Source organism: Congzhengia minquanensis (genome assembly GCF_014384785.1).
Lineage (GTDB): Bacteria > Bacillota > Clostridia > UBA1381 > UBA9506 > Congzhengia > Congzhengia minquanensis.
Genome location: NZ_JACRSU010000001.1, coordinates 253378 through 265673 on the forward strand (window position 1 = coordinate 253378; position 12296 = coordinate 265673).

The following is a 12296-nucleotide window of genomic DNA, read 5'->3' on the forward strand; positions in this document are numbered from 1 at the left end:
AGAATGTTGACAAGTGAAAGCATAAAGGCAAAAGCAAAAGAACTGGGAGCAGCGGTATGCGGAATCGGCCGGATTTATGAGGAAACAAACCCGCAGCGTGACCCAAGAAAAATTTTGCCTAATGCAAAATGTATCATCGGGTTCGGTTTTTCTGTGCCGAAAGGGCTTTACAAGGCAATGGAGGCAGGCACGCAGGTTTACACCTACACTTCTATAGGCGTAAAATATATCGATGAGGAAATGGTGGAAATTTTTCTGTTAAAAATCGGCGGAATGATTGAAGATGAAGGCTATGATGCCTGCCTGCAAAAATCTGTGCCAAATTTAAGAATTAAAGGAGATAAAACAACCAATCCCGAGGTATTTGATACCTATGAACTGATTCACGCAGAGGCGGTCGAAAGCGGAAAGCCCGTTCCAGATGTCATCATTGATTTTGGAAAGGCAGCAAAAGCCTGCGGCTTGGGTGATGTGGGACTAAACGGAAAAATTATTAACAAAACACATGGACCATTCATGCGGTATTGTTTTATTATTACCGATGCGCCTTTAGCCTGTGACGCTCCGCTCAAGCAGCCAAATTGCGACAAGTGCGGTGCGTGTATCAAAGCATGTCCGGGAGGCGCCGTGAGCTGGCAGGGGCTTGATACCTGGCAATGCAGTGTATATTACAAAGGCGCTCACAAATCCAATCCGTTTATGACAGAGGAATTTTTAAAAGGCGACCCGGAACGTGAGCAAATTATAAACGGCGAAAAACGGTTTGATGCAAATTCCGCCAGAGAAATTTATAAAAAAATGGACTTTCTGCCCAAAACAAATTGGGGATATTCCCCTTGCCTGTGCGGTAGAAAATGTGATATTGCCTGCTACAGGCACTTGATTGGAGAACTGTAAAATGAAAAATGAAATTATTGCTTTAGCAAAACAAAATGGAGCAGATTTAGTTGGGTTTGCACCGGCTGAAAGGTTTGATAGCGAAAACGCTATTTTTAAAATAATGCCGGAAACAAAAACCGTCATTGGGCTGGGCTTCCGTGTCCTGCGAGGGACATTCCGCGGAATTGAGGAAGGTACAACCTACTATCAATACACAACAATGGGTGTTGAAAACATAGAGGAAACAATTATGCCCATGGCGCAGCTTAAAATTGCCGCATACATAGAAGAAAAAGGCTTCACTGCTATCCCACAGCGGCGGCACCAGCAAATTATGGCAGAAGAAAACAGCACCAATCCCGAGGTGGCTTATGACGCAATATACCGCAGCAGACCGCAGGAAATTCAGATGAACTTTTTAGACGCAGCAGTAAGATGCGGATTAGGAGAAAAAGGGCTGCACAATGCCCTGCTGACTGATGAATTTGGTCCGTTTGTGCGTTATTGTTTCGTATTAACAAATGTGGAAATTCCTGCAAGCAAAATAAAAAAGCCACATTTGTGCGACAATTGTGGCGCATGCATTCACGCATGCCCCGGCAAGGCGATAGATAAAAACGGAAATGTTAACAAATGGCAATGCGCTGTGTATTATAACGGAGCAAACGGCACAAAAAATCCGTTTATGCCGCCGGACGCATTTGCAGACTTTGAAAACAGACTTGAAATTATTGCAGGCGAAGCAAAGGTGACACCGGAAACAGCCAAAAAAATTCTCGATAAAATTTACTTTTATCCGCCGGCACAACACGCCTACCAATGCTCTATCTGCGGCAGGGCATGCGATGTTAACTGTTATATTCACTTGGAAGAAAAAGGTCTGTTAACAAAAACATTTCAGTCGCCGTTCCGAAAACGAAAAGCTTGGAGCTTTTCTTTAGAAAGCTTTCGATAGCTGCTTTTGCTGTGCTTCGTGGTTCAGCGTCTTTATCCATTTAAACCGGTTCACCTTCACCACCGCCACAAAGCATTTTGTAATTTGGTCGCTTTTTAAGCAGATGAACACCACCGCCGGCGAAAGTTTTAAATAAAACGCAGCGATTAACGACATGGGAAGCACAATGCACCACATGAAAATCATGTCGTTTTTAAACACGAACGACGTGTCGCCCCCGGCCCGCACCAGCCCAGTAAGGCAGGGCATTTGGTAAGACGTTCCCACCACCGTGACAGACAAGATGGTTAAAAATGTAACCGCCAAGTTTTTTGCTTCCTCCGACACGTTATAGAAGTTAATGATTGTGCCTCTCAAAGCAAAAATGGCCGCCCCGGTTGCCGCACCAATGATTAAAAACAACACCTGAAACGTTTTGGCATAGGGCTTAACAAGCTCGTGCCTGCCTTCACCAATTGTCTTAGAGATGATAACCGTGCACGCGCTGGCAGAAGCGTAAGTGATGACGGAGATAATTTGAAACAACGTGTTTGCAATGCTGTTTGCCGTTACCACCGATTTTCCCATGTGACCCAAAATGCCCAGCTGAATGGACATTGCAAGCCCCCAGGTAAAGCTGGACAGAAACACGGGCAGGCCCTTTTTAAAATAGTCGGCAAACAGTGTTTTGTCAATTTTTCCAAAGTCCCTAGCCCGGATACAGATTTTTTTGTCAACAAACCGCACATAAATCAATATAACAGCACATTCCACAATTCTGGAGCAAAGAGTTGCCACAGCTGCGCCGCGGGCCCCCAGTTCGGGAAAGCCAAAGTGACCAAAGATGAGGCAATAGTTTAATGCTACGTTAATGCACAACGTCATAATCGAAGTGACAAACCCAATGCGAACGGTTTCTACGCCGTTTAACGCTGTTATCAGCGAGGTGGAAACTGCAAAAAACAGATAGGAAAACAAAATGATTTTTAAATAGCCTGCTCCCTCTGCCACAATGTCGCCCTCGTTGGACAGAAGGCTCAAAAGGCCGTGGGGAAAGACGGCAGCAAGCACCGCCACCAGCACTGCAATAACAGCAGTGCATTTTATGGATATGTTTATCATTTTTTTAATGGTAGTGTTGTCCTTTGCACCCCATGCCCGGGAGATGAAAATCTGCACACCCTCGCACACGCCGGTTACCATGAGCTGCAGCATAAACTGCACCTGGTTTACCAGCGCCACGCCCGACAGAGCGTTTTCAGAATATGCCCCCAGCATCACGCTGTCCGCCAGATTCACGGTAAACGTGATAACGTTTCTTAATGCAATGGTCAGCGTAAGCGTTAAAAAAAGTTTATAAAATGTTTTATCTTTAACCATGTTACCCCTCAATTCTGTTTTTTCACAATAGTATAGTCGTCGCCAAAACGGAAATATGGACATTTTTGATACCTGCTGCTTAGAAGCACCAGCATTTCGTCTTCGTCTAAATCCCTGCAGCAGGCATAATCTTCCGAATCTTCGTCATATGTAAAGTTCATGCAGTTTTCGCACAACGTATCATCCATCGCAGTTCCCCCCATTATTACAAAAGCTCCATTTCGCTTTTAATTTTTCCATCTTCTAAATGCTGGCTTTCTGCTGTTTTTGCTTGTGGCGCCAATGTTTGATAAGCCGCATAATATCTTTTGCCAAATTCAATCAAAGCTTTTGCGTTAAAGTGTAGATTATCAGGATTTGCACCCAGCCCTTTAGCGGAAACAAACGCCGTTTGATGCTGCGTTTGGCAAATATGTTCAAGTGCACAATTTACTACAGGTGCCCAAGGAATAAAATTTTCGGCGCACAAGGGAAGAAAATCTCCCAATCCGCCAATTAACACTGGTACATCGGGAAGGTTTAAATCTTCACGAAAACCGTTCAAAATTTTTAGAAACTTTTCTTCATAGCGAGCAGCATTTTCTGAGGAACATTCCGCTTCTCCCTGGTGCCATAAAATACCTCTAATTATGGATGTTCTCTGAGCCAGACTCGCTTGCATAACAGCATGGTCATAAAGCAGACCGCCTCGCTCCCACTCGTTCAAAGACGTTCCGCCGTCTGCACAGGGAATCAAACCCACGTCAACATTATGTTCGCAGCTGTAGCTGTCTGCAAAGCTTTCTGCCAAGCACACGCCGGAAAAGTAACGGTCGCATACCACCGGACGGTACATCTGCTGCCATCTTCCATTTCGCAGCACAAACAAATGTTTATTTTCAAATTCCGGAACTTCGTTTGTAAAACCACGTCCGGCCATGTTAGACTGGCCGACAAGTAAAAAAGAATCCATAAAGCTTTCTCCTTTAAAAACATGAAAAATGCCCGACCTGCTGTCGGGCAAACAATGAACTGGAGCGGATGGTGGGAATCGAACCCATAACCTCAGCTTGGGAAGCTGATGTTTTACCACTAAACTACACCCGCTTATTGACTATTATTATAGCACATTGCGTCAAGTTTGTAAAGCACAAATTTTGCGCTTTGACGAATAAATATATAGAAAGACAGGTGCGCAGAAAAATGTTTTCCGCGCACCTTAGAACACTCAAACAATTTCCAGCGCATTTCTGTCAGGAAATTCGGGAAACGTTTTGCAGATATCCTTTTGATACCAGAACGCAACCGACGATATATCGTCCTGCAGGGGCAGATAGCGCCCGCCGCTTCTCCACCCCAAGGCCTGAATAGTAACTTTAATGTCCTGCTCAAAATAAATGGGGTCTAAAAGGTGCCAGCGGTACATAGAAAACCGCGTTTGAGAGTAATACAGTCCATCTGGCCTAAGAACTTTGGCAAGGCCTGCATAAGGCGTACAAAATTCCTGATATTTCCCGCCAATGTCGAAGTTATAGGAGCCGCAGAAATAGTCCTCCGTACCGGTGCCGCAAATAGTAGGGAATTCTCTGTCGCCGTCTAAATAGAACTTAATTTCGCCTTCGCCCCACCAGCCGCTATTGTTCACGCCCCAGAACAAATAGGTTCCCACATAGTGACCGCGGCCTTTTACGTTATCTAAAATGGTGTAAACCTCCTTATATGGCAGGGGGTTCACCCGTCTGAACTGGGCGTGGAAATAGGCGCTGTTTTCCGCAACGGCCTCCTCGGTGTAGTCAATCTGGTAATAAACCGTAATAGGTTCTGTGTGGATATTTTCCAGAGTAATTTTACATGCATTGTGAAAAGGCATTTCCCAGTAGCAGTTAAAGGCCCGTTTGGGATTGACACAAACCGCCGCAGAGGTGAGCTGGGCAAAGGTTTGATAGTCCGCGCTGGCAAAAAAGTCGCACAGGGGCGTTTCCACCGACGGCGTGGTGCTGCCGTCCCAATACATTCTTAAAATCAGCTGGCGGTTTAAATTGCAGTCGTCCACAATCCAAATGTGTTTAATCTTTCCCTCACCAAAAATCTCGGCCAGAACAAAGGTTTCACCGGGCGCAATTTGAATCGATGGCGACACCTTCCAGCCTATGCCAAGCTCCCGGGCACAGCCGGCTCCTGTGCCGGTTTCTGCCCTACCGCCGCCGCCTTTTTCACCGGTAAAGTTTTCAGGGCAAATCGATCTGGATTTTATGTCTTTTAACGTACTAAGTTCGCTAAACATGTGTTTTCCTCCTTTTTATTGTTCGTTTAAAATAAATTTCCATTTACAGCAGCAGGTTTCGTCCGTTACCTCCGGGTAACAGCTGACGCATTCGCAGGAAATTCTGCTGTCAATTACCTTAGCAAATTCTGAATATTCAATAATGCCTACTTCCTTGCAGGGGTGAAACGGCATATTTTTCCGCTCCCGGGCTGTTTGCACCCGGCAGTGAACCGTGGAATAGGTTAAGGTGTTGCCGCAAATTTCAATTTTGTCTTCATTGATGTTTGCATAAAACCGAAGCCCCAGAGCCTTCTTTAATCCCTCAAGCCCGGGGTTTTCCATAAGCTTTAAAAATTCTTTAATCCGTTTGGCTTCAATCACAGTGAACCGCCGCCAGGCCTCCCCGTCGTGAAACATGGCTTCGTCCATGCCAAGCTTTTGCTCCACAGACTGAAACCATACACCGTCCATTGCCAGCCAGTTTTTAGAATAAATTTCAATGAGACGGATTAAATCGTCTTTAGAATATGCGTTTAAATTGTCGTAGTTTTTCATAGAGCCGCTCCCGGTATTTTCTTTTTATTATATAATTAGTTCACAATATAGATGCCACTATAATTAGCCTTTAACCACTTGTGATATTCTATTATAGTCGTTTGTAAGTATGGTATCTATACCCATATCCAAAAATTCTTTGGTTTCTTTTGGTTCATCTGACCAGAACACATTACATCTAATTCCATTTGCATGTGCCTTATCTATCATATCCTGATTGAAATATGGTTTATAAAGCTGTACCTTTTCGCAACCAAATTTAATTGCCCTATCTACAATTTCCCATGGTCTGTCTTCTAAATGACCTACACATACCGAAATTTCAGGTGCATATTCTTTGAATTGTTCAATTTGCATATCAGTTTCAAGCATAAGATATACATACTTTTCACAGTCATACCTTTTAATAAGCTCAATAATTTTTTTCATCGTATTTTCAGGATATGGTTCTGAATATGATAAAGGCTTAATATGAATATTCATAATGACATGGCAAGAAAACTTTTTCAAAATTTCTTCAAATTTTATAATATGCAAGCCTTTAAATTTTTCGCCGAACTTAATTCCGAAATCCAATTTTTCCAGTTCGCTTAATGTATGCTCCGTTATAAGCCCAGTGCCTGTGCTTACTCTTTCAAGATTTCTATCATGACAGGATACAATTTCACCATCAAGCGTCGGCCACAAATCAAATTCAATTTCTTCAGCACCCATTGCTATTGCTGCACCAAATGCAGGCATACTGTTTTCAGGAGCAATTGTACTAAAGCCTCTATGTGCACACACTCTGGGATATTTAAGCATATACTCGTTTTTTATTATTGCACTTCCTGCCGGTCTGTATTGCCACGGTTTGCGTCCAAACTCTAAGTATTCATAATGAGGAGCATCAGGATTACCAAAGCCTGCGGGTTTATAGTGTTTATCTTCAGGGTCAAACTCAACAATTTCCATGCCAAATTTACCTTCCATATTTTTAAGTACTTCCCCATAAGGTGATACTACCATACTTGCGCCACATATATCGGAATTTTCATTAAAGCTCACTGATGAACGAATTACATACGCATTTGTGTTGTATGCTAAAAATCTGCATATTATTTCAATGGCAGCATGGCTATCACTTCTTTGAAGTGAACAACCTATAATAATGTCCACATTTTTTCTTGCAATATTTGCAAAAGATTCATAAAAATAAAAATCGTAACAAGTTAAAAATCCATATCTTAACCCGTCAACTTCAATAACATAAGGTTCTGAAAATTCAAAGGTGTAATCAGAATCTAACTCTAATGTATTAAGTTCAAGCGGTGGCAAATGCTTTTTAAAATATTTTCCTATAAGCGCACCCTTTCGATTATAGACATACGTTGTATTTCTAAAATTATTGTTTTCTTCGTAAAGTGCATTGACAAAAACAAGTGCATTACATCTCTTTGCGGTTTCAATACACTTATTTAGGAGAATATTAATGTATTTATTGTGGAAAAAAATCGTTTCCTCCCTCGTGGCAGTTGCACACGGAACATCGCTATATTCCGGCAAAACAATTATGTCTACTGTTTCATCACATTTGTCAAGCTGTTGTATTTTATAATCAAAATATTCATCAGAATTTGACGAATCTTTAGAATATGGTGGTTGAATGATGCATGCTCTCACTTTATATCTCTCCCTTGTGATGCTTGTTGGGTCCATTATAGCACATCTTTTTTCTTTTTACAATAATAAAAGCCGGCTGCTATTTTGCAGCCGGCTTATGCGAAAAATTCATTAACGAAACGAGGGCGATGTAACCTGTGTATCCTGAAAACTGGAGTCGGGTGAGTGGCTCGAAATGCTGAAATACATTTAGCCGCCTGAGTTGAGCCGAAATTCTGGTTAGAACCAGTGTCCTGCACGCACTTAAACGCCTCTCTGAACATGTCGTTGTGCGCTTCTTCCCGGTTCAGCAAAAAATCTATGGTTTCTTTTACTTTTTTGTCGTCAATTTGGCGGTACAGAAATTCATAAACCAATTTTACACGCTGTTCCGACGCAATGTCAGGCGGTAAATCGGCGCACAAATCACCAGTTACCGTAACATAGTCACTGGTCCAGGAATAGCCGGAGGCATTGAGAAGCCCGGGGTTAGGCCTTAAAAATACATGGGTTTGCACTTCACCCGCCGGCACCTTCGATGCATCTACGTCGTGGCCGTTTAACAAACTAATGGTTTGTGCCGCCAAGCTGTTCTTGAAGCAGTGCTGCAAATTGCGGCTGTTCCACGCCTACAGGATGAAACATAAGTTTTTCGTGTTTGAACATATCGTCAATCACTCCCTTCTCCTATAAAAATCCCCAGCTAAAAACAAATTTACTCCAAGCATAAAAATAAGCCGCAGGAAAATTCCCGCGGCTATGCTTTTTAGGTTATGCTGCGCAAACGTTAACAGCTCTTAATTTGCTGCTGTTTTTCGGGTCAGCCTCGGTGTCAAATGTGACGCTCTGGCCTTCTGTTAATGTTTTAAAACCGTCGGAAACGATTGCTGAGAAATGTACGAATACATCTTCGCCGCCGTTATCGTCTGTGATAAAACCAAAACCTTTTTCTGCATTAAACCATTTTACAATACCTTTATTCATTATAAGGGTACCTCCTAAATATTAATTTTGTACCCATATAAAAACAAAAAAAACACATACAGTACAAATCAAACAACTCGATCAGCACTACATGTGAGATAAAGCAATTATCGTGAATACAAATTTATTATAGCACATGCAATTATATTTGTCAAGCGTTTTTTATTTATTTTATTTGGTAATATCTTCATCATCAAAAACAAGGATAGCGGAAACGTTTGGGATTCCCAGGTCTTTCAGATAATTTACGGTAAATTCTAACTCTTTTCGCATCAGCTGCTCCAGGATGAGTGAAAAGTCCAAAAGTTCATTCTGTTCAAGACAGTTTATCAGACCATTGAGATACGGAAGATAAAAGGCGTTAATGGACTCCCTTGTTCCGTGCATATCCCGCAGGGGATATCCCCAAAACAACTGTTCCAACAACTGGGCATAGCTTTTCTGCAGCGCCTGGTAAGGAGAAAATTTAGAAATAAATTCCATACAGGCATGAACCATAATTTCATACTGTCCGCTGCGTTTCACTTTTTTTAGCTGATTTACCCAAGCATTTATTCCGAATTTTGTTAGGGAAACCGCTGTCATTTGCGCGCAAGCGCGGCAAGATAAAGTCAAAATCTGAACACACTGAGCAAAAGTCAAAAGGCGGTTTTGAATAACTGGGTGAGTAACGTTTCTATTTTTCACACTTTCCAGAGGCGACAGCACCTTTGTGCCTACGCCGTTTATTGTTTGTGTTGCACCCAGTTTGTTTAAAATAGAAATGGTCCTCCGCACTGTGTTAAGGGAAACGCCGTTGTCCTCGGCGATATTTGTGGGAGCAGACAAGTAAGTTCCTTCTAAAATGCTGTCCTCGCGAATTTCGTGCAGCAGCTTCAGTCCTAAAGAATAGCATATCTGCGAAGATTCTTTGTAGATACTCCAATCAAATTCTACCTGTTCCCCACCGCCTTTCGGAATGCGTTCATTATAAAACAAGCGCAGTGCCGATATAAACTGGCGCTGAAACAGTTCAATTGCGTTCCAAAGCGCTTTCCAGTCTTTTTTCCGGCACAGCTGCACCATATCGCGGAGCGGCCCTGCGCCGTTAAAATAGTTCCTGTTTTGCGAATAGCTTAAAAAAGGCGCCTGCAAAAACAAAAGCATTTGCCAGATGAGCCTGATAAGCAAATCGTTTCCCAGGGAATTGTAAATTAATAAAAACTGCTGCACGCGCCTGTAGGGTGAAGGCGTATTTTTTGCTGTGCAAAAGGCTTCTACTTCATCTAAAATCTCCGGGCCGGCATACCTTAGTGAAACCCATTGCGCATTGCTCAGCAGCGGAAATGTTGAATGGGCCAAATCGAACAGTGCAGTCCTACGGCGGGCAAAAAAATTTTGAATATTGCGCCGAATTGCCCTGTTTCCATACCGCACACTGACCACAGCGCCAACGCCCGTACTAAGGGTGATATATCCCTCCTGCTTCAGCTTAAGGTAGGCCTTGCGGACAGTGTCAACTGACACAAAAAAATATTCGCTGGCCTCTTTCATTGTTGGGAGCGTATCCTCAAAGTGGTGAACGCCAAACATAATTTGCCGTTTGAAAAGTTCATAAATTAGCTGATGAAGCTCCATTCGGTTGGAATCCAAAATCTGTTTCCCCCTATACCCCTTATCATATTTTTCATTATTATATCATACCACTATAGAAAAAGAAAGCAGTTTCACCCTGCTTCAAAACGAAATTTTCGCAGGTTGTTGCATTTTATCGTTTTTTATGGTATGCTTGTTTGGTAGGCTAAAAAATAGAAACGGTGGGAATGGCGGCGCTGTTCCACAACCGCCCGTACCTTTATTATCCGTATCACCCAATACGAAGAGGAGCTAAAAAAATTCAAAACGTTATAAAAGAATCAATTCATGCAGGTGAAACGAAATACAGCCTTATCACCCAAATGCCAGTTAAGGGCGGCGGACATGTGTGGGTGCAGCGTAACGGCGTTATCACATAAAATGAATTTGATGGTTTTCCTATTGCCTACTCGGTCATGATTAACGTAGATGATTTTGTTCAAATAGAAAAGACACAGTCCATTATATGATAATATTTCGGGTTTTGTAGCTAAAGATCTCATTAAAGACTACCATCACATGGAGCCTTTAGAGGCCAACAAAGAGCATATCATTCCCCAACTTGACAAGGTGAAACAGGGCGAACACGTCCCTTTTTGGCGAAGCTTCAGGACGCTTTAAAAAGCGCCCAGCAGACCAACACCGCGAAACGGGATTTTCTTTCCTGCATGTCTCACGGAAACCGCACTCCCATGAACGCCATCATTGGTATGACCACAATTGCCGCCGCACAGATTGGTGACAATGCACGCACAAAGGACTGTCTGGAAAAGATCAGCTTTTCTTCCAAACACCTGCTCTCCCTCATTAACGATATTTTAGATATGTCAAAAATTGAAGACGGCAAGCTGACCATTAACCATGAGCCGTTTTACATTCAGCAGGTTATGGAGTTGGTTACAACCATCATTTATTCCCAGGCGGCTGCACGTGGACTGGAATTTAAGGCGTCTGTACACAATTTTACTGGAGAAGCTGCTGGGCGACGCAATACGTATAAACCAGATTTTAATTAATCTTTTGTCAAACGCTGTAAAATTTACGCTGGAAAATGGCAGAGTGCCTTTCGATGTGAAAAGTCTTCCCGGCAGTGACGAGGTGAAACTGCGGTTTACGGTGTCAGACACGGGCAGGGGCATGAGCGAAGAGTTTTTGCAAAAGCTCTATGAACCCTTTGAACAGGAGAACACGATTGGCGGGACCGGTTTTAAAATGCCCCTTACCAAAAACCTTGTCGGTCTTTTTAATGGCACCGTATCCGTAAAAAGCAGCCCCGGTGAAGGAGAACCACCTTTGTTGTAGAGGTGCCGTTTGAAAAAACCACACAATGCGAAGCAGTTCTATATCCTGCAATGGACTCACTTCGTGTGCTGATAAGCGACGACGCCCCTGACGACTGCGCATATGCTTCTTTTCTTTTGAAGAAGTTTGGAATTCGTGCAACCATTGGCCCCGATACTCCAATCATTATCATAACCGCTTACGACTACAGCGAAATTGAGGCGGAGATTTTACAAAAGTCCGGAGCTGAGGTTGTGTGCGTACGTAACGATAGGGAAACGGTTGACTGGTTCTGCTCTTTAAAAGGACGAAACTGCAACTGGACGGCTATCAGGCCACAAAGGTAGTCCGAAGCTCCGGCTGCCCCAACGCCCGCACCATCCCTATTATTGCTATGACCGCCAACACGTTCCGCGAGGATGTGGCGCTGGCACTGGAGGCAGGAATGAATGCGAATATTGCAAAACCCATTAATGTGGAAATGCTGTATCAAACGCTGGAGGACGCTATGAGACACAAAATTACAATAAATACAAAATAGATGTAACACGCAAACGTGTTTTGCAAAAGAAAAAGCGGCAAGCTAAAATGCTTGCCGCGATGTGGTGGAGAATAGGGGGATCGAACCCCTGACCTCGTGATTGCGAACCACGCGCTCTCCCAGCTGAGCTAATTCCCCAAAATGAAACCGCAGCGTGATTGCTGCGGCTTTTGGTGTGAGTGTTCTTACAGAACTTAGTCACAAATGCAGTAAAAGCAAAGGTTCTTGACGGCCGAAAAACA

Annotated in this window: 13 protein-coding genes, 2 tRNA genes and 1 pseudogene; 5 read left to right on the forward strand and 11 right to left on the reverse strand. The window is 43.1% G+C overall.

What is annotated here, in order from left to right:
* Nucleotides 1–3: 3 nt before the first annotated feature.
* Together H8698_RS01200 and H8698_RS01205 are read left to right on the forward strand one after the other, a co-directional pair.
* Complete coding sequence (locus tag H8698_RS01200; protein ID WP_249310804.1) at nt 4–897, forward strand: hypothetical protein; 894 nt, start codon at nt 4–6, stop codon at nt 895–897.
* Nucleotide 898: 1 nt separating this feature from the next.
* Nucleotides 899–1834, forward strand: coding sequence for a hypothetical protein (locus H8698_RS01205; RefSeq protein ID WP_249310806.1), 936 nt, complete (start codon nt 899–901; stop codon nt 1832–1834).
* Here H8698_RS01205 and H8698_RS01210 read toward each other — a convergent pair.
* The 10 genes and pseudogenes from H8698_RS01210 to H8698_RS01255 form a co-directional block, all read right to left on the reverse strand.
* A complete protein-coding gene (locus tag H8698_RS01210) occupies nt 1817–3193 on the reverse strand; it encodes an MATE family efflux transporter (protein ID WP_249310807.1) in 1377 nt (458 codons plus the stop codon). The two genes, H8698_RS01205 and H8698_RS01210, sit on opposite strands and share 18 nt — an antisense overlap.
* 8 nt (nt 3194–3201) lie before the next feature.
* Nucleotides 3202–3381 (reverse strand): DUF6472 family protein, encoded by a 180-nt coding sequence (locus tag H8698_RS01215; RefSeq protein WP_249310809.1) that lies wholly within the window; start codon nt 3379–3381, stop codon nt 3202–3204.
* 17 nt (nt 3382–3398) lie between these two features.
* Nucleotides 3399–4145, reverse strand: coding sequence for a sialate O-acetylesterase (locus H8698_RS01220; RefSeq protein ID WP_249310810.1), 747 nt, complete (start codon nt 4143–4145; stop codon nt 3399–3401).
* Nucleotides 4146–4205: 60 nt separating this feature from the next.
* Nucleotides 4206–4279, reverse strand: a tRNA-Gly gene (locus tag H8698_RS01225).
* A gap of 121 nt (nt 4280–4400) precedes the next feature.
* Complete coding sequence (locus H8698_RS01230) at nt 4401–5456, reverse strand: glycoside hydrolase family 172 protein (RefSeq protein WP_249310812.1); 1056 nt, start codon at nt 5454–5456, stop codon at nt 4401–4403.
* A gap of 15 nt (nt 5457–5471) precedes the next feature.
* The gene (locus H8698_RS01235) at nt 5472–5993 is read right to left on the reverse strand and encodes a DUF6125 family protein (RefSeq protein ID WP_249310813.1); all 522 of its coding nucleotides are present in this window, start codon (nt 5991–5993) and stop codon (nt 5472–5474) included.
* A gap of 63 nt (nt 5994–6056) precedes the next feature.
* Nucleotides 6057–7691 carry a glycerophosphodiester phosphodiesterase family protein gene (locus H8698_RS01240; RefSeq protein WP_249310815.1) on the reverse strand — a complete coding sequence of 545 codons (1635 nt, stop codon included), beginning with the start codon at nt 7689–7691 and terminating at the stop codon, nt 6057–6059.
* 75 nt (nt 7692–7766) lie between these two features.
* Nucleotides 7767–8300: pseudogene (locus H8698_RS01245) on the reverse strand (manganese catalase family protein).
* 105 nt (nt 8301–8405) lie between these two features.
* On the reverse strand, nt 8406–8618 hold the full coding sequence (locus H8698_RS01250; RefSeq protein ID WP_177679139.1) for a cold-shock protein: 213 nt from the start codon (nt 8616–8618) through the stop codon (nt 8406–8408).
* Between the two features lie 171 nt (nt 8619–8789).
* Nucleotides 8790–10250: a GntR family transcriptional regulator gene (locus H8698_RS01255; protein WP_249310817.1), complete on the reverse strand. Its 1461-nt coding sequence runs from the start codon at nt 10248–10250 to the stop codon at nt 8790–8792.
* A gap of 578 nt (nt 10251–10828) precedes the next feature.
* Here H8698_RS01255 and H8698_RS01260 point away from each other — a divergent pair.
* Genes H8698_RS01260 through H8698_RS01270 form a run of 3 tightly spaced genes read left to right on the forward strand, consistent with a single transcriptional unit; the run spans nt 10829 to nt 11860 of the window.
* Nucleotides 10829–11248 carry a sensor histidine kinase gene (locus tag H8698_RS01260; RefSeq protein WP_249310820.1) on the forward strand — a complete coding sequence of 140 codons (420 nt, stop codon included), beginning with the start codon at nt 10829–10831 and terminating at the stop codon, nt 11246–11248.
* Nucleotides 11163–11534 (forward strand): sensor histidine kinase, encoded by a 372-nt coding sequence (locus tag H8698_RS01265; protein WP_249310821.1) that lies wholly within the window; start codon nt 11163–11165, stop codon nt 11532–11534. Before H8698_RS01260 ends, H8698_RS01265 begins: the two co-directional genes overlap by 86 nt.
* A 50-nt stretch (nt 11535–11584) precedes the next feature.
* The gene (locus H8698_RS01270; protein ID WP_249310823.1) at nt 11585–11860 is read left to right on the forward strand and encodes a hypothetical protein; all 276 of its coding nucleotides are present in this window, start codon (nt 11585–11587) and stop codon (nt 11858–11860) included.
* A 256-nt stretch (nt 11861–12116) separates the two neighbouring features.
* Here the strand turns inward: H8698_RS01270 and H8698_RS01275 are convergent.
* Nucleotides 12117–12192: transfer RNA gene (locus tag H8698_RS01275), tRNA-Ala, on the reverse strand.
* Nucleotides 12193–12296 lie beyond the last annotated feature (104 nt).